This is a genomic window from Sanguibacter sp. TS_SC_8, from assembly GCF_055361235.1.
This window is the reverse complement of sequence record NZ_CM143955.1, coordinates 2,173,028-2,190,913: the sequence shown is the minus strand read 5'-3', so window position 1 is coordinate 2,190,913 and position 17,886 is coordinate 2,173,028. Positions and strand designations below refer to the sequence as shown.

The window sequence follows — 17,886 nt, the reverse complement described above, 5'->3', positions numbered from 1 at the left end:
ACCCATTCTCCCCGACGGCGGCCTCACGACCGCCGCTGCACTCTCCGCATGACCCCACCCAGGACGCGCGACCGCGCTTCGACCACCACCCGGGCGCGGCAGGGGTCGCGGGTGGCCAAGGTCCTCGTGCCGCTCGTGGTGGGCGTCGGCGCCGTGGTGGCGCTGAGCACCGTCTGGCCGATCCCGTCGTGGGCAGGCTGGGTGTATGCCGGGATGAGCCTGGTGACCTTCCTCGCCTACGCGAAGGACAAGGCCGCAGCGCGGGCTGGGCGCTGGCGGGTGGCCGAGAGCACGCTGCACCTGCTGTCCCTGCTCGGTGGGTGGCCGGGTGCGCTCATCGCACAGCAAGGGCTGCGCCACAAGACCGTCAAGGCGAGCTTCCGTGCGGTGTTCTGGCTCACCGTGGTCGCCAACCTCGTCCTGCTGGCCGTGGTGTGCTCACCCGCGGCGTCGTCCCTGGTCGATCTCGTCGATCTGGGCTAGAGCCCGCATCCCGCAGACCGCGGCGCACCGTGTCGGTCGCCGCGAGCTGTCCGCGCACATTCCGCGCACCTGAATGGCAACCGATTGCCACTCGGTGCGGACGAGCGCTCCCACTGACGCCGTGGCAAGCGGTTGCCACTCCGTCCGTCGCACTGACTCGACCGGCCCGTGAGCGGAGCGCTGCTCGGCTCAGGCGCCCCTGGGCGCCCCGGTCGAGCCACGGACCACGAGGTCGGTGGCCAGGACGCCCGCGGGGGTCGGCAGGGCCTGGACTCCGAGCTCGGGCTCCGCGATCGCGTGCAGCACCAGCTCGACCGCCCGGGCTCCCGCCTCGAACACCGGTGAGCGCACCGTGGTCAGCGGCGGCGAGGTGAAATCACTGCCGAAGATGTTGTCGAAGCCGACGATGCTCAGGTCGTCGGGGACGGTCCCACCCCGCTGGCTGGTCTCGCGGAGCAGCCCGATGGCCATGAGGTCGTTGTAGGCGACCACCGCGGTCGCCCCCGAGAGCCGGACCCGGGCCACGGCGTCGCGCCCGCCCGCGAGGGTGGGCGCGTTCGGGCCGATCTCGACGAGGGACATCCCGCGCGCCATGACGCTCGCGCTCAGCGCGTCCCAGCGACGGCCGCTCATCCACGAGGTCGTCGGCCCGGAGAGGTAGACGATCGAGCGGTGCCCGAGCCCGTGCAGGTGGGCCACCGCCTCGTCGACGCCAGGCTCGATGTCCGGGACGACCGACGCGATCGTTGCCACCTCGCGGTTCATGAGCACCACGGGCTTGCGCCGGGCGAGCCCGAGGATCCGCTCGTCGCTCAGCCGGGTGGTCGCCAGGACCAGGCCGTCGACCGAGGGCAGGATCCGCTCGATGGCGGTCTCCTCGAGCGCGCCGGACTCCTGCGACTCGGCGAAGACGAGGCTCCGCCCGGCAGCCGTGGCAGCCCGCTCGGCCCCGCGCACGACATCGAAGACGAGGGGGTGGGTGATGTCGGCGAGGACGAGGCCAAGGGTGTTCGTCCGCCCCGTCGGCAGCGCTCTGGCCATCGGGTTCGCGTGGTAGTCGAGCTCCTTCGCCGCGGCCCGCACCCGCTCCTCGGTCTTCGCGTTGATCCGGCCCGGTTGGTTGAGCGCGCGGGAGACCGTCGACGGGTTGACGCCGGCGAGCTGGGCGATGTCGTAGATCGTGGGGGCTCCCCCGGTCCGCGTACGCGGGCGCGGTGCGTCGGGCACCACGGAACTGCTGTCACTGACCACGATGTGCTCCCCGACGACCGACACGACTGATGTGCTGCCATCCTGCCATCGGGGCAGACGACTCCCGGTCCTGCCCCATGCAGGACCCATCTGTGGCCCGCAACTTCCCCCAGCCGCCCGACGGGGTGAAGATGGACGCAGGACCACACGGGAGACGACGATGTCAGGGTTCGTAGATCGCCGCGACGCCGGGCGGCAGCTCGCCCGGCGGCTGGAGCACCTGCGCGGGCAGGACGTCGTCGTGCTCGCCCTGCCGCGCGGCGGCGTCCCGGTCGCGGTCGAGGTGGCGCGGGCGCTCGAGGCGCCGCTCGACATCATCGTGGTCCGCAAGCTCGGCCTGCCGACGCAGCCGGAGGTGGCCATGGGTGCGGTCGGCGAAGGGTCCGTGGGGGTGCTGGACCTCGCGATGCTCGCCCACGTCTCCGACCGCGAGCTCGACGCCGTGCAGCGCGCCGAGCGCACCGCGGTCGAGGTGCTCGTCACCCGGCTGCGTCACGGGCACACCCCGCTCGACCTCACCGGCAAGGTGGCCCTCGTCGTCGACGACGGCCTGGCCACCGGGGCGACCGCACGGGTCGCCGTCGAGGCGGCCCGCACCCGGGGCGCGGCCCGGGTGGTCGTCGCCGTGCCGGTCGCACCGCCCGACGCGACCGCGGCGACGCTCGCCGCCGACGAGCTCGTCCAGGTGCTCAGCCCTCGTGACTTCCGCGCGGTGGGACAGTTCTACGCGGACTTCTCCCCCACCACGACGGACGAGGTCATCGAGCTGCTGAGCAAGGGCACGGGCACGGGCGAGACCTAGCCGAGCGAGACCCGCACCTGACCGTCGGACACCTCGACCGCGACGGTCCGCAGGTCCACCGGCTCCTTGCCGACCGGGTCCAGGCACTCCCCCGTGGCCAGGTTCCACACCTGCTTGTACATCGGCGACGTCACCGTCGCCGTGTCCCCGCGCGACCCGATGATCCCGCGGGAGAGGACGTTCGCCCCGGAGAACGGGTCGCGCTGCTGGACCGCGAGCACGCGGTCGTCGGCAAGACGGAACAGCGCGACCTGCACGCCGTCGACCATCGCCGGGACACCCACCTCGGGGAGCAGGTCGTCCATCGCACACACTGCGGTCCAGCTGGTCATGAGCGCACCTCGATCGTCCGGGCAATCACCGGGTTGTTGTTGGACGTCTCGCCCGCACGGGCCGGGCGGACCTGGCCTCGTTCGGAGGTGTACGCCAGGTCGGGGTCGTGCTCGCCGGGCAGGTTGACGAAGGACACGAAGCGCTTGAGCTTCTCCGGGTCGGCCAGCGTGTCGGCCCACTCGTCGGTGTACGCGTCCACGTGCTCGGCGATGGTCTGCTCCAGGTCGGCGCCCAGCCCGAGGGAGTCCTCGACGAGCACCTCCCGCAGGGCGGTGATGCCGCCCGGGTAGCCCGCCACCCATGGCGCGGTCCGCTCGAGGCGGTCGGCCTCGCGGATGTAGAGGGCGAGGAACCGGTCGATCACCTGGACCAGGCGGTCGTCGTCGAGGTCCTCGGCGAGCAGCTCGGCGTGGCGTGGGGTGAACCCACCGTTGCCGCCGACATAGACGTTCCAGCCCTTGTCCGTGGCGATGATGCCGACGTCCTTGCCGCGGGCCTCCGCGCACTCGCGCGCACAGCCCGAGACCCCGAACTTGAACTTGTGCGGGGACCGCAGGCCCCGGTAGCGCAGCTCCAGCTTGATCCCCATGCCGACGGAGTCCTGCACACCGAAGCGGCACCAGGACTGCCCGACGCAGGACTTCACCGCACGCAACGACTTCCCGTAGGCCTGCCCCGACTCCATCCCGGCGTCGATGAGCCGCTGCCAGATCTCGGGCAGCTGGTCGATCCGCGCGCCGAACATCCCGATCCGCTGCGCTCCGGTCACCCGGGTGTACAGCCCGAAGTCCGCCGCCACCTGGGCGATGACCATGAGCTTCTCCGGGGTGATCTCTCCGCCCGGGACCCGCGGGATGACGGAGTACGTGCCGTCCTTCTGCATGTTCGCCAGCGCGTGGTCGTTGGTGTCCTGGAGAGCCATGTGCTCGCGGGAGAGCACGTGGCCGGCCCCCTGGGAGGACAGGATCGAGGCGACGGCAGGCTTGCAGATGACACACCCGCGCCCGGTGCCGTGCTCGGTGACCACCTCGGTGAAGGTGCGCAGCCCCTCGGCGCGCACGAGCGCGAAGAGCTCCGCGCGCGACATCGAGAAGTGCTCGCACATCGCGTGGGAGACCTCGATGCCCGCCTTCTCGAGGGTGGTGTTGACGAGCTTGGTCAGCAGCGGCACGCACGATCCGCAGATCGTCCCGGCCTTGGTGCACGCCTTGACCGCTCCGACGTCCATGCAGCCGTGCTCGGTGACGGCGCCGCGGATGGTGCCGGCGGTGACGTTCGCGCAGGAGCACACCACGACGTCGTCGGGCAGGTCGGTGCTGGGGATGCCGGCCCCGCCCTCGGGGGCGAGGAACGCGGACGGGTCGGCCCCGAGCGGGCGGCCCAGCATGGGGCGCAGCGAGGGGTAGAGCGTGGTGTCGCCGACGAAGACGCCGCCGAGCAGGATCTTGGCGTCGTCGGAGACGACGAGCTTCTTGTAGGTCTTGGCGACCGGGTCGGCGAAGGTCACCTCGAGCGCACCCGGGGCGAGGGCGAAGACGTCGCCGAAGCTCGCGGCGTCGATCCCGACGCCCTTGAGCTTCGCGCCGGCCGGCTGGCTCGCGTAGGTCACCTCGCTGCCGAGCAGCTGCCCGACGACGACGTCGGCCATGACGTTGCCCGGCGCGATGAGGCCGGTGCACTCGCCCTCGTAGGACGCGCACTCCCCGATCGCCCAGACCGCCTGGTCGGAGGTGCGGCAGGTCGGTCCGACGACGACGCCGCCGCGCTCGCCGATCGCCAGCCCGGACTCGCGGGCGATGCGGTCGCGGGGGCGGATGCCGGTCGAGAAGATGACGATGTCGGCGGGCAGCTCGGAGCCGTTGGAGAGCGCCATCGTGCCGACGGGACCGTCCGGGGCCGCGCCGAGCGCCGAGGCACCGGTCGAGGTGTGCACGTCGATGCCCATGTCGGTGATGAGCACCCGCAGGGCCTGCCCGCCGCCGTCGTCGAGCTGGACGTTCATGAGGCGGTCGGCGAACTCCACGACGCTCGCGTGCGCGCCGAGCTTCTGCAGCGAGGCCGCGGCCTCGAGCCCGAGCAGCCCACCTCCGACGACGACGCCGCGCAGCGGCCGTCCCAGGGTCGCCTCGCGGTCGGTGATCCAGGACGCGATGCCCGCGACGTCGGCCATGGTGCGGTAGCTGAACACGCCGGCCAGGTCGGTGCCCTCAGCGCGCGGGCTCCACGGCCAGGAGCCGGTCGCGAGAACGAGGGTGTCGTAGGCGAACGCCGCGCCGGAGCGCGTCTTGACGAGCTGGGCGTCCCTGTCGATGGCCTCGACGCGGTCGTCGGCGACGAGCTCGACCCGCGAGTCGTCCCAGACCGAGGGGTTCATGGCGAGGGCGGCCGGGCTGCGTCCGTCGAAGAACTCCGACAGGTGCACACGGTCGTAGGGCAGGTGCCCCTCGTCGCCGAGGACGGTGAGCGTCCAGCCGCCCTCGGGTGCGCGGGCGATGAGCTGCTCGACGAAGCGGTGCGCGACCATGCCGGCGCCGGCAACGACGATCCTGCCGAGGTGAGTGGTGTTCATGAAGGTGCTTTCGGTCGGGTGCGAGCGGTGGGACGTCCGATGGACTGGCTGCCCAGAACTATTCTCCCGGCGGCTTCCGTGCTTAACCGGGCCCTAGGGCCCAGCATGATGGTCCCTGGTCGTCGTAGGAATGCGCCCGTGGCACGCCGAGACGTGACGTTGCCAACAGGTGAATACTGGACGGATGACTCGATGGGTACAGGGCATCAGCGCCATCACGCTGTTCGCGGACGACCTCCCCGCGACGAAGCAGTTCTACCACGACGTGTTCGGGGTGCCGCTGGTCTTCGAGGACGACCAGTCCGCGGCCTTCGACTTCGGCAGCACGGTGATCAACCTCCTCGCCTCCCCGGAGGCGCCTGGGCTCATCGGCCCGGCGCCGGTCGCCGCGCAGACCGACGGGTCACGGGCGCAGCTGACGCTCACGGTCGACGACGTCGATGCGGTGTGCGCGCTGCTCGCCGCCCGCGGGGTCGCCCTCATCAACGGCCCCATGGACCGGCCGTGGGGCATCCGGACCGCGTGCTTCGCCGACCCGGCCGGGCATGTGTGGGAGGTCGCGCGGTAGCGCAGAGTCCGCGCGGGTCAGGCGGCGTGGGTCAGGCTGCTCGACCGGGGCGTGGTCAGGCTGCGGCGTCGCCTGCGTGGTAGCTGCCGGGGACGTCGATGCGCCAGGTCCCGCCGGTGTGGGTCATGGCGATGTTCTCGCCGTCGACGCGGTGGTGGTGGTGCCTGCAGAGCAGCGCCCCGTTCGACGGGGTCGTCTGACCGTTGTCGGCCCAGTGGCGTAGGGCGTGGTGAATCTCGCAGACCCGCGGTGGCGCGTCGCAGCCTGGCCAGACGCAGGTGCGGTCGCGGGCGATGATGGCGCGGCGATGCTCTCTGGTGAAGGTGCGTTTCGACCGGGAGATGTTGAGGATCTGAGAGTCGGGGCCGAAGATGATCCGGGTCATCTCCCCATCGCACGCGATCCGTCTCAGGACCGCGTCGGGGATGGGACCGGTGCCGTCCTCCCAGGTCGCATACCCGGCCTTGAGGCGGGCCTCCAAGGTCTGCGGGGACCATCTCTGGCCGGAACCGGAGCCAGAAGGGTTGGCCCCGGTGCCGTCTGAATCGGTGCAGTCCGCGACTGCGCCGGTGCTGTCTGCGCCGCCGTCGGCCGCGTCGGTGCTGGTGGTGCCGTCGGTGCTGGTGGTGCCGTCGGTGCTGTCGGCGTCGTCGTGGTGGGTGGCCTCGTAGACCCGGGTGAACTCCTCCCAGGTGACGTGCACCGACAGGTGGGGGCGCACGTTGGCGCCCTTGCCGGCGATCCCGCCGTCCAGGAACAGCTGGCACAGGTCCACCAGGGCATCCACCTTGCGCAGGTCCGCCGGGAGCAGGGTGTCGGCGGCGGCCGGGACCCCGGCCACCGCGCGCAACGTCGTGGTGATCAGCTGGGCGTGCTCGGTGGTGACGAACCCGCTGATCTGCGACCCACCCAGGGTCGGGGATATCTGCAAGAACTCCCGCTCACTGGCGTCCTTGAACGCCTTCTCCTGCGCTACGGGGTCGGCGGAGAGCGTGAAGGTCTTGACGACCTGGTTGAACTTCTCCAACCGCCACGTCGCGCCCCCCAGGAGGTTCTCCTCCCACGTGCACACCGGAGTGCCGCCGGTCGCTGGGCTGTCCTCGATCACGGGGCTGGCCAGGGCCTCGCACAACTCCTGCGTCTTGGTCGCCTTGACCATGATCGCCACGTGCTCACCGGTGATCGTCCCGGCCCGCGCCGCAGCGGCTGTGGCGGGCAGGTGCTCACGCAGCGCCCGCGCCGCGGCGACGGTCCGCTGGGCCAGTCCCTTCGAGAGGTTCTCCGCCTTCTCCAACCACGTGGTGAAGGAATGCATCGTCTCCTGATGCCACGACCCCTCGGTCTCGGTGCGGGCGATGCACCCCAACCGCTCGGCTTCCAACCGCCCCACCGCGACGCGAATCCGCTGAGACACCTCCGCAGCCACCGACCCCGGCAACGACGCCGGATCGATCGCCGTGAGCGACTCCACCAACGACTCCATCTGGTCCAGCAGCGCCAACACACTCACCGGCACGTCTACTTGCACGTCTGCTGACTCGTCCGCCGGTCCCATGAGCAGACCGTCGCCGGCAGAGACTGCCTGCGCGCAGACCTCCCTGCGCGACCCCGGCCTGCGAGGTGCAGGCCCCACCGCGTCCGGGGCAGCCTCGGCCTCGTCGTCCGTAGCCAGCCAGCCCGCGCGCATCAGGTCCTCGAACGCCGCCTCGATGCACTCCTCAACCAGCGTGTCCCCCGGCCTGGCCTCCGCAGCAGCGACCACGTCACCCCAGATTCCGGGAGCGAGTTCCTTGCGCTCGGCAGCGGGGGCAGAACGGCGAGAGAATGAGCCCGTCGACGCCATGACACCCCTCCCAACCTTGCTCGAACTGTCCGGTTAACTCCGGATTAGTCTATCGAACAGACGTTCATCTGGCAAGGGTTTGAGCGCTCGATCCGCATACCAGCTCACGAGGACGTTCCTTGTCCCTCCTCGCTGCGGTTGGACATGTCCCCGACGCCCGGTGTCCCCTCGGCGAGCGCGTAGCGCAGCATCACCGCGCCGTTGGGCGAGGTGACGACCGGCTCGACGAGCCTGAGGTTCGTCGGAACCACACCGTCGCCGAACACCTTCTTTCCAGTGCCGAGAAGGATCGGGTACACCCAGAGCGTGAGCCGATCGAAGAGCCGCTCGGCGAACAAGGTCTGCACGAGGTCGAGGCTGCCGATGACGTGGATCTTCGCGTGCCGGTCACGCAGCTCACGGACGGCGGCGGGCACATCCGGACCGAGCAGCGTGGAGCTGGCCCAGTCGAGGGTCGGTGCCTGGCGCGAGGCGACGTACTTCGGAATGCGGTTGAACAGCCGCGCGATATCACTGTCCATACCATCTTCCTGGTGCGGCCAGTACCCGGCGAAGATGTCGTAGGTCCGGCGTCCGAGCAGCAGCGCGTCCATCCCCGCCATCCCGGAGCTGACCTGCTCGCCGACGACCTCGTCCAGGAGGGGCGCCTGCCAGCCGCCGAACGCGAAGCCGTCGTCGGTGTCCTCCTCCGGCCCGCCGGGTGCCTGCGCGACTCCGTCGAGGGTGGTGAACAGGTCGATGTGGATGAGTCCCATGTCGTGCTCCGTCCGGTCGGCCGTCGACACCCGGCGAGGGGTCAGTTCGAGGCTGTCACCCGGCTCCCCGCCCAGCAACCGCAAGATCGCGACCTAGTAGTACGTGGGAACGCCCTCTCCCGGCTGCACCCGGACCACATCGAGGACCGGGTCGGCGACGAGCGCATCAACCGCGGCGCGGCTGGCCGCGATCCCCGCGAAGTGCGGGTCCACGTCGCTGGCGAAGCACCAGGCGTGGTCGGCCGGCCAGACGATCGCGGGCGGGAGGTTCCCTCCCTGGGTACCGAGCAGCGTCTCCCACTCGTCGATGTCCGTCACCTGCCCCCGGAACAGGGCGAACTCGCGACTGATCGTCCCCCGCGGAACAGAGACGAGGGCACCGGCCGCCACCCCGTGCAGCTGCCCCGCGTAGCCGTCCCACAGACAGAAGTAGCAGTCCTGCGGGGTGGCGGTGAACCGCCAGAGCCGATGGAGCACCCGTACTGCCTGGGCGAGGTCGCGGAGATGGTCGTCAGGGAGCGTGACGTCCGTCTCGGACTGACCGGGCGCGGTGGGATCGGGAATGAAGCGGAGTCGGGCGTGGGCTGGGAAGTCGTCCGGGCCTAGGGTGACGAGGCGTTCCCACGGCGTGCCCGAGTCGGCGATCCAGTCCGCCGCGGACATGTCGGTGCAGCGCTGGAGTCCCATCACCAGAACATACCAAAGTGGCCCGACCCGCCGCCGATCACCCGCCGGTCAACCGCCTTCATCCTTCTTCGCCCGGCTCGGTTGTACCCGCGGCGGCTCCCCGGGCATCTTGGGGAAGTCGGGTGGGAACACCAGCTCACCGAGCCCTGCCTTGAGGTCCCTCTCCCACCATCCGAGCAGGTCGTCGATCGTTCCCGGGTGCTCATGCATGCTCGCCCACGGGTCCCCCACGGTCGCCAGCCGCTCCGGCACCGTGAGCACGGTGAACGACTCCGGCGCGGCGCCCGCGAGCTCGTCCCATGCCAGCGGGCAGGACACAGGCGCGTGCGGCAGCGCGCGCGGGCTGTACGCCCCGGCCATCGTGCGGTCGCGGTTGGCCTGGTTGTAGTCGACGAAGATCTTGCTCCCGCGCTCCTCCTTCCACCACGCGGTCGTCACGAGGTCCGGCAGGCGCCGCTCGAGCTCGCGGGCCGCGCCGATGACGGCGTGGCGCACGTCGAGGAACTCGTGGGTGGGTTCGATCGGGGCGAAGACGTGCAGCCCGCGGTTGCCGGACGTCTTGACGAAGGCGGTCAGCCCCGCATCTGCCAGCACCGTCCTCAGCTCCTGCGCGACGGCGATCGTGTCACCGAAGTCGGTGCCGGGCTGGGGGTCGAGGTCGATCCGGAGCTGGTCGGGGTTGTCGGGGTCCCCGGCCCGGGAGGCCCACGGGTGGAAGACGACGGTGTTCATCTGCACCGCCCAGACAGCGGCGGCTGGTTCGTCGATGACGAGCTGGGGATGGGATCGGCCGCTGGGGTAGACGACGGTCACCGCCCGGACGAACTCCGGCACGCCGCGCGGTGGGTTCTTGGAGAAGAACTGCTCCCCGTCGACGTCCGTGGAGAACCGCTGCAGCGAGACGGGCCGGTCGCCGTTGTTGGCGACGAACGGCCCGCCGACGTCGACCATGTACTGGGCGAGGTCGGCCTTGGTGATCCCGAGCTCGGGCCACAGCACCCGGCTCGGGCTCGACACCCGGATCTCCCGCTCGCCGTGCGGCCCGGGCACCGTCAGGACTACCGCTTCGCTGGCCATGGGTCCAACGTACCCACCACCAACGAAGCGGCATCCTGGGAAGACAGTCGCGCCCAGTCAGGCGCGGGCGACGACCAGGAGGTCGTCGATCTGCCCCATCGCCTCGCGCATGCCTTCTTCCATGCCCATGGCTGAGACCTGCTCGAGGTGCTCGGCGTCGGCGAAGCGCGTGAGGGTGGTCATCCGGGTCTTGCCCTCGAAGGACTCGAAGGTCACGACGCAGGCGACCGGTTTCATCGCCGGGTCGGGCTCACCGTCGGGCCCGGCGAAGCCGTCGTCGAACTCGAACCGGTGCGGTGCATCGATGGCGGTGATGGCCCACCACCCGGCAGCCCTCTCCCCCTCCGGGCCGGTCATGTGATAGCGGGACTGCCCGCCGACGACGAAGTCGTGCGAGTCGAAGGTGGCCGGCCAGGTGGGCGGCCCCCACCAGCGTTCGAGCTGACGCGGGTCCTGCCAGACCTGCCACAGGCGCTCGACGCTCACGTCGAACTCCGCGACGAAGGTCATGGTCAGGGCGCTGGGGTCCTTGTGGGTGCTGATGACGGTCATGGTCGTGTTCCTCTCGGGTCTTCAGCCAAGATTTCATCGATGCTCTGTGCTCGCAGGCGCCAGATCTCTTCGTAGGCGTCGAGCAGACGGGCGGCCTTGCGCAGCGTTGCGGGGTCCCCGTGCACGATCTGCTCCCTCCCTCGTCGTTCCTTGGTCACGAGCGATGCCCGCTCGAGGACCGCGACGTGCTTCTGCACTGCCGCGAAACTCATCGCGTAGTGCTGCGCGAGCGTGGAGACGGACTGCTCGTGGGCGATGACCCGGGTGACGATGTCCCGTCGGGTAGCGTCGGCCAGGGCGTGGAAGATGCGGTCGACCTCGGAGTCGCTCAGATTATCTACAACCATTTGGTTGTAGATTACCTCGCTCCCGCCCACCGCCGCAAGAGATGCCGGGCGAGACACCGCAAAGACCTAGAGAAGACCGTGACACGCCGCGCGTCCACGAACCTGGGGCCCGAGTTCCGCCGCATCTGGGTGGGCAACGCCGCAGCGAACCTGGCCGACGGCGTCACCTTCATCACGATGCCGTTGCTGGCCGCGGCCCTCACCCAGGACCCGCTCGCCATCGCCGGCTTGTCGATCGCCTAGGTCCTCGTGGCGATCGGCGCCGCGCCGCTCGTGGTCCTGTACCTCGTCTATGCCACGGTCGGCGTGATCGAGACCGTGTCCGACACCTCCGCCTTCGCCGTGCTGCCCCAGGCCGTCGCGGCGAGAGACCTCGACCGGGCGAACTCGCGGATCGCCAGCACGCAGGTGGTCGTCGACGAGTTTGTCGGTCCGCCGCTGGGCGGGCTGCTCGTCGGGGCGGCCGGCACCGGCACCGCGCCGACCGTCCTCGCCGACATCAGGGAGGGCGCGGTCTGGACGCTCCGGCACCCCGTCGTGCGCACCCTCGTCGTCGTCGCCGCGCTCGCGAGCGTCGGCTACATGATCCCGTTCTCCTACCTCGTGCTCTACGCCGACGACGTCCTCGGCCTGGACTCGACCGGCTACGGCCTGCTCCTGTCGTTCTCGGCCCTCGGTGGTCTCGCCGGCAGCTGGCTGGCCGGCCGGCTGCGCAGGAGGCTCGGCTACGGCTGGTCGATCGTCGCGGCGCTCGGGCTGGGAGCGACGTCGTTCAGCGTCATCTCGGCGTCGACCGACGTCGTGGTCGTCGCGGTCGCACTGGCGGCGTATTTCTGCCACGCGGTCGTCTGGAACGTGCTCGCCGCCTCGGTGCGCCAGCAGGCCATCCCCGCAGAGCTACTGGGCCGCGTGACCTCGCTGACCCGCCTGCTGAGCCTGCTCGGCCTGGCCGCCGGAGCCCTCCTCGGCGGGACACTCGCAGGGCTGCTGGGGTTCCGGGCGCCCTTCCTCGTCGCCGGCGGGGTGTTCCTCCTCGCCGGCCTGGTCTGCCTGCACGCCCTGCCGCACCTGCGCGACTGGGAGGCGGGCCTGGGCCGCGCGACCCACGACCAGTCCCGGATCAGCGCCGGCTGATCCCCTGAGCGAAGAGGTCGAGCACGCCCAGCACCCCGTCGTGCTGCCAGACGCGGTTGCGCTGCCGTCCGGTGCGCTCGACCAGCACGCCTGCCTCGGTGAGCTGGGTCAGCGCACGCTGGGCGGTGACCGCACTCATCCCCAGCGCTGTGGTGAGGAACGACGAGCTGATCACCGGGTGCGCGACGAGGTGCGGCAGTACCGTCCATGCGGCGGCCTGTGGTCGCAGCCCGGCCAGCTTCTCTCTCGCATCGGCCACCTGCTCTGCCAGGTCGTCCACGAGCCCAGCGCCGCTGGCCGCGGCGTAGCGGCCGGCGCGGGCGAACTGCTCGACGATCGGTCGAGCGTCGCCCTCCCGATACGCGGTGAGCGCGGAGAAGTACGCCCCGGTGTCGACAAGCAGCCCTGCCGAGACCGGGGCAGTGGTGTGCCGGGTGATGCCCTTGGCGCGCAGCATGGCGTGGACGAGGGCCCGGCCGGTGCGCCCGTTGCCGTCGGCGAACGGGTGGATCGTCTCGAACTGCGCATGAGCGAGGGCGACCTGCACCAGGACCGGGAGGTCGTCGCGGCGCATGAACTCCACGAGGTCACCGATCGCCGGGCCCACCACCTCGGGCTGCGGGGCGATGTGGGTGGCACCGCGAGGGCTGATGCTGGACGTCCCCACCCAGACCAGGCCCTCCCGGAAGCGATCCGCGTGCTGTTCCCAGCCGCGTTGGCCCGAGAGCAGCGCCTCGTGCATGGCGAGGATGGCCCGCTCATCCAGACGGTCGGCGAAGGCGAGGGCGGCCTCCATCGACCGGACGTTCGCGACGACCGTCTGGGCGTTGGTGCTGCTGGACTGGTTGATCTCGGCCAGGGCGAGCTGCTTGGCACCGACGGTGAGGTTCTCGATCTGGGACGAGGACGCAGACTCGGTGCGCAGCAGGATCGACGCCATCGGTCCCAGTGCGGGACTGTCAGCACCCAGCGCGGCGCGCGCATAGGTGTCGAAGCGCGCGAGCTCTGCGGTCGCCTCCTCGGCGTCGGCTGCCAGGTCCGTCGGGAGGACGGAGGCAAGCGCGGCGATCATGGACGGGACCGTGGATGCGTACGGGCCGGATCCCGCGGTGACCTGGGCACGTGAGGACAGCCCGTCGTTCTCCGCCAACCACGAGTGCTCCTCGTGACCGACCGGGTCGACGACGAATGGCGAGGGTTCTGTGCTCATGTCGACTACGTTACTAACAGTTTAAGCAAAAGTGTTAGTAAGGACCCGGGCCGGTGGACAGGTCGCCGTCAGCTCGAGTACGACGAAAAATCTGGCGCAAGGCCCAGCCCCTTGAGCCAGGTCAGCTCGCCCGCGCGCACGACCGTCTCACCGTTCACCCGCCTCACCGTCCACCCCCAGCAGCTCCAGGACGGCGTCGCCCGAGGAGCCGGCCTCCCCGCCCAGCGTGGTGACCACGACCGGGACGGGCGTGGTGGTGATCGCCGACCACACGCCCTGCAGGGCCTGGACGACCCACCCGTTGCAGGGGAAGTCCGCCGGAACCTTGGCCTCGGCCTCCTCGATGCGCGCGGACCAGAGCGGGCGACGGTCGTGCGGCAGCAGCCCCCCCCCCCCCCGGCGGAGGTCGAGCTCGGCGGTCAGGACCGCGTGCCGGATCGCCGCGCACCACAGGACGCACGCGTCGGCGGCGTCGGACAGCGACCGCGCCGAGGGCGTCGCCGCAGGCCATCCCCATGACGCCAGCGGCGCGGTCGTTGAGCGCCAGTGTCGGGGAGAACACGGGACCAGGCGGGACGGACGGGCGAGTGGGTGTTGGCATGGGACCTCCGTCGATCGGCGCCGCCGCTGCGGCCTCCAAGTGATTAGCGCACTTGCGCGCCATCTCGGGAATAGCGCACTGATGCGATAATCGGCGGGTGAACAACGAACCCCCTCCCGCCGACGGCTATCTCGACACCGCCGGGCGCGAGCTCACGAGCTATCCACGGCCCTCGATCGCGGTCGACGTCGCGGTGCTCACGGTGCCCCCCGGGCCCACCGCCGGGCTGCACGTCGTGACCATCGAGCGCACCGGGCTGCACCGCCGCGGCCAGCGCCAGCTCCCCGGCACCTTCCTGCACCCAGGCGAGCGGCTCGCCGGCGCCGCGCTGCGAGCGCTCGCGGAGAAGGCCCAGCTGGCCGGGATCCACCCGCGCCAGGTGCAGGTGTTCGACGCGCCCGACCGCGACGACCGCGGGTGGGTGCTCTCCGTGGCGCACCTGGACGTCGTGCCCTACGAACGTGTGTCGGCCGCGCTGAGCTCCCAGGTGCAGCTCCAGGCGGTCGACCCCTCCCCGGGGCTCGCCTTCGACCACGACCAGATCGTCGAGGTCGCAGCCGAGCGCGTCCGCGCGGCCCACCTCGACCGGGCCGACCCGTTTGCGCTGCTGCCCGAGCCGTTCACGCTGCTCGACCTGCAGCGTCTGCACGAGGCGGTCGCCGGTCAGCCCCTGGTCAAAGACTCCTTCCGACGACGCATGCAAGGCCTGCTGGAGCCGACCGGGGAGGTCCGCGACGGCGTCGTCGGCAAACCGGCGCGGCTGTGGCGGCGGGGCAGGCGCTGAGATGACAGTGCACGCACCCCCGATCGAGACCACCCCCGTCCCCGGGGACCGTTGGACCGGCGAGCGCGGCGAGGACCGATGGCGGCTGAGCAGGTCTCCCCAGTCGCTGACGCGCCTCACGGACGACACCTCCCTCGCCGAGATCGTCGGGACCGACGCCGCGCTCCTGGTCGTCACCACGTTCCTGGCCGTCCGTCCGGGCGGTGGGCGGGTCTGGGTCGACGACGCCGGTCACGCCACCACGCAGGTCGACGGCCACGACATCTACCTCGGCACGCTGCAGGCCTCGGCCACCCTGACGCACGTCGACGACGGCACCCTGCGGAGCGCGATCCTCGGCGTGCTCTCGAGCACCCCGCAGTCCACCGTCCGGGAGATCACCTTCCAGCTCACCCGCGACGGTCGCCCGACCGGCCGGTCCGAGGTCAACCAGGTGCTCTACGGCGAACGCGGCGTCTTCGCCAAGGACGACGCGACGCCTCCCCGGTGGCACGTCACCGGGGAGTCCAGTGGCACCGCGCCGCCTGCCTCACGCGCACCCCGCTCCCGCAGGGACGTCCAGGACCGCGACACCTATGCACACCTGCTCGAGCCGGAACCGTCCGCCGCGCCCCGCATCACCGCGGTTGCGCGGAGCGCGCAGCCGGCACCCCCTCACGTCCTTGACCTCATGACGTGGCAGCACGAGGCCATGGCGGCCTGGTACGCCCACGGGTGCCACGGGATCATCGAGGCGGTCACCGGGACCGGCAAGACCCACGTCGGGCTGGAGGCCGTCGCCCATGCCGCCGCGCGCGCCGAGCGGTCCACGGTCCTCGTCCCCTCGGTCGACCTCCAGGAGCAATGGACAGCCCGGTTCGCGAGCTTCCTGCCCAGCCTCACCATGGCGTGGCTCGGTGGCCGGTCCTCGGGGAACCCGGCGTCCGCAGACGTGACCATCGCCGTGGTGAACTCCGCGACGAAGACCGACCTGACCGCCGTCGGTCGCGCCAGCCTCCTCGTGGCCGACGAGGTCCACCGCTACGGGGCCGAGGGCTTCCAGGTCGCGCTCCGCGACGGGTACGCACGGCGACTGGGTCTCACCGCGACCCTGGAACGGACCGACGACGCCATCGAGGCGGTGCTCCACCCCTACTTCGGCGGGACGCGCCTCGTCGTCGGATTCGACCGCGCCATCCGGGAGAAGGTCGTCGCCCCCTTCCGCCTCGTCATGGCGCCGGTGACGATGACCGACGACGAACAAGGCGAGTACGACGTCCTGAGCCAGACGATCTCCACCTCGATCCGGGCTCTGCGCAGCCAGGGCGCCCTCGGGCAGGGTGGCGGTTCCCTGCTGCTCCAGATCGGCCGCCTGTGCGGCGCCCCCGGCCGCGTCGGCCACGCCGCCCGCACCGCCACCGGTGCGATGCGGGACCGGCGGCGGATGCTGGCAGTGCTCTCGGGCAAGCTCGACGCGATCGAGGAGCTCTCCGAGGCGGTGGCCGCCAGCCAGGGCGCGGTCCTGTTCACCCAGACGAAGGAGGTCGCCGAGGAGGCGGCGATCCGGCTGCGGGAGTGGGGGGTGGCCGCGTCTGCCCTGCACAGCGGCATGTCGGCGAGCGAGCGCGGGGCGGCACTGCGCGGCTTGGAGCGCGGGGACCTGCAGGCGCTGGCCGCGCCCAAGCTGCTCGACGAGGGCATCGACCTGCCCTCGGTCGACCTGGGGATCGTCATGACGGCGAGCCGGTCGCGTCGCCAGATGGTCCAGCGGCTGGGGCGCGTCATCCGGCGCAAGGCCGACGGGCGCCCGGTCGACTTCGTCATCCTCTACGCCGCCGGGACCGTCGAGGACCCCTCCGACGACGGCGTCCACGAGGGCTTCTTCGACCTCGTCGGCGAGGTCGCCACCCACCGGCTCGAGCTGGAGGCCGGGTGGACCGCCGCCCAGCTCTGAACCGTCGGGCCCCTCAGCCCGGCGCCGCCGTCGCGGCGCTGCTCAGCGGGAGCCGGCGCGCGCTCTCGAAGCGGCGCGGGGTCCCGTCGACCGGGTCCTGGAACCACACCGCGCGCGCGAGGAGCTGCAGGGGCGTGGAGAAGTCGTCGGTGGAGACGTCTCGGACGACCGGGTAGAGCGGGTCACCGCTGATGGGGATGCCCAGCCCGAGCATGTGCATCCGCAGCTGGTGGGTACGTCCGGTCCGCGGGGTGAGCCGATACACGCCCATGTCCCCCACGACGGTCTCGAGCTCGATCACCGACTCGGCGTTCGGCGCTGCGTCGGGCAGCACCTCGGCCTGCCAGTGGCCACGGCGCGTGAGGAGATGATTGTGCACGGTGACAGGAAGGTCGAGGTCCGGTCGCAGCGGGGCGAGGGCGTGATAGGTCTTGCCCACCTCACGACGCTGGAACATCGACTGATAGGCACCACGCCAGCGACGCTGCGTGGCCAGGACGAGCACTCCCGACGTGACCCGGTCCAGGCGGTGCAGCGGAGAGAGCTCGGGCAGCCCGAGCTCCTCACGCAGCCGCACCACGACGCTCTGCACCACGTGCCGGCCGCGGGGGATGGTCGAGAGGAAGGCCGGCTTGTCGACGACGACGACCCGCTCGTCCTGGTGGATGACGTGGATGTCGCCGGGGACGACCGCTTCGTCGGCGAGGTCGCGGTGGAACCAGACGAAGGCGCAGGACCGGTAGGCCTCGCCCGCGGCGACCGGGGCGCCCCTCTCGTCGACGAACCGTCCCGCTGCCAGGAAGCCCGCAACATCCACCCGCTCGGACAACCGGTCCTCGAGCCACGCCCCCATGGTCGGCCACGGCGGCGCCGGTGCGGGCCCGGCGTCCGGGGTGCGGACCCACGCGGCGTCGAGCCCGTGGCGCTGCGGCAGTGGGGAACGTGGAGGCACCCGCC

Annotated in this window: 19 protein-coding genes; 7 read left to right on the top strand and 12 right to left on the bottom strand. The window is 71.2% G+C overall.

Annotated elements, in window-relative coordinates; all coding sequences use genetic code 11:
- The first annotated feature begins 48 nt into the window (after nucleotides 1–48).
- Nucleotides 49–483, top strand: coding sequence for a DUF1294 domain-containing protein (locus ACWA15_RS09925; protein WP_464054941.1), 435 nt, complete (start codon nucleotides 49–51; stop codon nucleotides 481–483).
- A gap of 189 nt (nucleotides 484–672) precedes the next feature.
- Here the strand turns inward: ACWA15_RS09925 and ACWA15_RS09920 are convergent, their stop codons facing one another.
- Nucleotides 673–1,758: a LacI family DNA-binding transcriptional regulator gene (locus ACWA15_RS09920; RefSeq protein WP_464054940.1), complete on the bottom strand. Its 1,086-nt coding sequence runs from the start codon at nucleotides 1,756–1,758 to the stop codon at nucleotides 673–675.
- Between the two features lie 136 nt (nucleotides 1,759–1,894).
- Here ACWA15_RS09920 and ACWA15_RS09915 point away from each other — a divergent pair, with 136 nt between their 5' ends.
- The gene (locus tag ACWA15_RS09915; RefSeq protein ID WP_464054939.1) at nucleotides 1,895–2,536 is read left to right on the top strand and encodes a phosphoribosyltransferase; all 642 of its coding nucleotides are present in this window, start codon (nucleotides 1,895–1,897) and stop codon (nucleotides 2,534–2,536) included.
- On the opposite strand, the gene nirD is transcribed toward ACWA15_RS09915, so the two are convergent.
- Together nirD and nirB are read right to left on the bottom strand one after the other, a co-directional pair.
- Nucleotides 2,533–2,868, bottom strand: a complete 336-nt coding sequence (gene nirD, locus ACWA15_RS09910; protein ID WP_464054938.1) for a nitrite reductase small subunit NirD — start codon at nucleotides 2,866–2,868, stop codon at nucleotides 2,533–2,535. The genes ACWA15_RS09915 and nirD overlap by 4 nt on opposite strands.
- A complete protein-coding gene (gene nirB, locus ACWA15_RS09905) occupies nucleotides 2,865–5,438 on the bottom strand; it encodes a nitrite reductase large subunit NirB (protein ID WP_464054936.1) in 2,574 nt (857 codons plus the stop codon). Before nirB ends, nirD begins: the two co-directional genes overlap by 4 nt.
- Before the next feature lie 184 nt (nucleotides 5,439–5,622).
- On the opposite strand from nirB, the gene ACWA15_RS09900 reads away from it, so the two are divergent.
- The gene (locus ACWA15_RS09900; protein WP_464054934.1) at nucleotides 5,623–6,006 is read left to right on the top strand and encodes a VOC family protein; all 384 of its coding nucleotides are present in this window, start codon (nucleotides 5,623–5,625) and stop codon (nucleotides 6,004–6,006) included.
- A gap of 55 nt (nucleotides 6,007–6,061) precedes the next feature.
- Here ACWA15_RS09900 and ACWA15_RS09895 read toward each other — a convergent pair whose 3' ends face one another.
- From ACWA15_RS09895 to ACWA15_RS09870, 6 genes are all read right to left on the bottom strand, one after another.
- Complete coding sequence (locus tag ACWA15_RS09895) at nucleotides 6,062–7,768, bottom strand: HNH endonuclease signature motif containing protein (RefSeq protein WP_464054933.1); 1,707 nt, start codon at nucleotides 7,766–7,768, stop codon at nucleotides 6,062–6,064.
- Nucleotides 7,769–7,953: 185 nt separating this feature from the next.
- Nucleotides 7,954–8,604 (bottom strand): dihydrofolate reductase family protein, encoded by a 651-nt coding sequence (locus tag ACWA15_RS09890; RefSeq protein ID WP_464054932.1) that lies wholly within the window; start codon nucleotides 8,602–8,604, stop codon nucleotides 7,954–7,956.
- Between the two features lie 93 nt (nucleotides 8,605–8,697).
- Nucleotides 8,698–9,291 (bottom strand): hypothetical protein, encoded by a 594-nt coding sequence (locus tag ACWA15_RS09885; protein WP_464054931.1) that lies wholly within the window; start codon nucleotides 9,289–9,291, stop codon nucleotides 8,698–8,700.
- Nucleotides 9,292–9,339: 48 nt separating this feature from the next.
- Entirely contained in the window at nucleotides 9,340–10,368 is a 1,029-nt protein-coding gene (ligD, locus tag ACWA15_RS09880) for a non-homologous end-joining DNA ligase (protein ID WP_464054930.1), read from the bottom strand.
- Between the two features lie 57 nt (nucleotides 10,369–10,425).
- Entirely contained in the window at nucleotides 10,426–10,920 is a 495-nt protein-coding gene (locus ACWA15_RS09875; protein WP_464054928.1) for an SRPBCC family protein, read from the bottom strand.
- The gene (locus tag ACWA15_RS09870) at nucleotides 10,917–11,267 is read right to left on the bottom strand and encodes an ArsR/SmtB family transcription factor (RefSeq protein WP_464054926.1); all 351 of its coding nucleotides are present in this window, start codon (nucleotides 11,265–11,267) and stop codon (nucleotides 10,917–10,919) included. Before ACWA15_RS09870 ends, ACWA15_RS09875 begins: the two co-directional genes overlap by 4 nt.
- Nucleotides 11,268–11,345: 78 nt before the next feature.
- Between ACWA15_RS09870 and ACWA15_RS09865 the strand changes: the two genes are divergently transcribed.
- Both ACWA15_RS09865 and ACWA15_RS09860 read left to right on the top strand, forming a co-directional pair.
- Nucleotides 11,346–11,510 carry a hypothetical protein gene (locus ACWA15_RS09865; protein ID WP_464054924.1) on the top strand — a complete coding sequence of 55 codons (165 nt, stop codon included), beginning with the start codon at nucleotides 11,346–11,348 and terminating at the stop codon, nucleotides 11,508–11,510.
- Between the two features lie 6 nt (nucleotides 11,511–11,516).
- Nucleotides 11,517–12,401: an MFS transporter gene (locus ACWA15_RS09860; protein WP_464054923.1), complete on the top strand. Its 885-nt coding sequence runs from the start codon at nucleotides 11,517–11,519 to the stop codon at nucleotides 12,399–12,401.
- On the opposite strand, the gene ACWA15_RS09855 is transcribed toward ACWA15_RS09860, so the two are convergent.
- Together ACWA15_RS09855 and ACWA15_RS09850 are read right to left on the bottom strand one after the other, a co-directional pair.
- Complete coding sequence (locus ACWA15_RS09855; RefSeq protein ID WP_464054921.1) at nucleotides 12,388–13,611, bottom strand: Fic family protein; 1,224 nt, start codon at nucleotides 13,609–13,611, stop codon at nucleotides 12,388–12,390. The genes ACWA15_RS09860 and ACWA15_RS09855 overlap by 14 nt on opposite strands.
- 147 nt (nucleotides 13,612–13,758) lie before the next feature.
- Nucleotides 13,759–13,884, bottom strand: a complete 126-nt coding sequence (locus ACWA15_RS09850; RefSeq protein WP_464054919.1) for a hypothetical protein — start codon at nucleotides 13,882–13,884, stop codon at nucleotides 13,759–13,761.
- A 425-nt stretch (nucleotides 13,885–14,309) separates the two neighbouring features.
- Between ACWA15_RS09850 and ACWA15_RS09845 the strand changes: the two genes are divergently transcribed.
- Both ACWA15_RS09845 and ACWA15_RS09840 read left to right on the top strand, forming a co-directional pair.
- The gene (locus ACWA15_RS09845) at nucleotides 14,310–14,996 is read left to right on the top strand and encodes an NUDIX hydrolase (RefSeq protein ID WP_464054918.1); all 687 of its coding nucleotides are present in this window, start codon (nucleotides 14,310–14,312) and stop codon (nucleotides 14,994–14,996) included.
- A 1-nt stretch (nucleotide 14,997) separates the two neighbouring features.
- On the top strand, nucleotides 14,998–16,929 hold the full coding sequence (locus ACWA15_RS09840) for a DEAD/DEAH box helicase (protein ID WP_464054917.1): 1,932 nt from the start codon (nucleotides 14,998–15,000) through the stop codon (nucleotides 16,927–16,929).
- Between the two features lie 13 nt (nucleotides 16,930–16,942).
- Here ACWA15_RS09840 and ACWA15_RS09835 read toward each other — a convergent pair whose 3' ends face one another.
- Entirely contained in the window at nucleotides 16,943–17,881 is a 939-nt protein-coding gene (locus ACWA15_RS09835; protein ID WP_464054915.1) for a pseudouridine synthase, read from the bottom strand.
- Nucleotides 17,882–17,886 lie beyond the last annotated feature (5 nt).

Bases quoted from the DNA above. Each gene is read 5' to 3' on its own strand.
- ACWA15_RS09870 (WP_464054926.1), bottom strand. From the start codon at position 11,267: ATGGTTGTAGATAATCTGAGCGACTCCGAGGTCGACCGCATCTTCCAC.
- ACWA15_RS09915 (WP_464054939.1), top strand. From the start codon at position 1,895: ATGTCAGGGTTCGTAGATCGCCGCGACGCCGGGCGGCAGCTCGCCCGG.
- ACWA15_RS09885 (WP_464054931.1), bottom strand. From the start codon at position 9,291: ATGGGACTCCAGCGCTGCACCGACATGTCCGCGGCGGACTGGATCGCC.
- ACWA15_RS09875 (WP_464054928.1), bottom strand. From the start codon at position 10,920: ATGACCGTCATCAGCACCCACAAGGACCCCAGCGCCCTGACCATGACC.
- ACWA15_RS09840 (WP_464054917.1), top strand. From the start codon at position 14,998: ATGACAGTGCACGCACCCCCGATCGAGACCACCCCCGTCCCCGGGGAC.
- ACWA15_RS09855 (WP_464054921.1), bottom strand. From the start codon at position 13,611: ATGAGCACAGAACCCTCGCCATTCGTCGTCGACCCGGTCGGTCACGAG.
- ACWA15_RS09900 (WP_464054934.1), top strand. From the start codon at position 5,623: ATGACTCGATGGGTACAGGGCATCAGCGCCATCACGCTGTTCGCGGAC.
- nirD (WP_464054938.1), bottom strand. From the start codon at position 2,868: ATGACCAGCTGGACCGCAGTGTGTGCGATGGACGACCTGCTCCCCGAG.
- ligD (WP_464054930.1), bottom strand. From the start codon at position 10,368: ATGGCCAGCGAAGCGGTAGTCCTGACGGTGCCCGGGCCGCACGGCGAG.
- ACWA15_RS09890 (WP_464054932.1), bottom strand. From the start codon at position 8,604: ATGGGACTCATCCACATCGACCTGTTCACCACCCTCGACGGAGTCGCG.
- ACWA15_RS09925 (WP_464054941.1), top strand. From the start codon at position 49: ATGACCCCACCCAGGACGCGCGACCGCGCTTCGACCACCACCCGGGCG.
- nirB (WP_464054936.1), bottom strand. From the start codon at position 5,438: ATGAACACCACTCACCTCGGCAGGATCGTCGTTGCCGGCGCCGGCATG.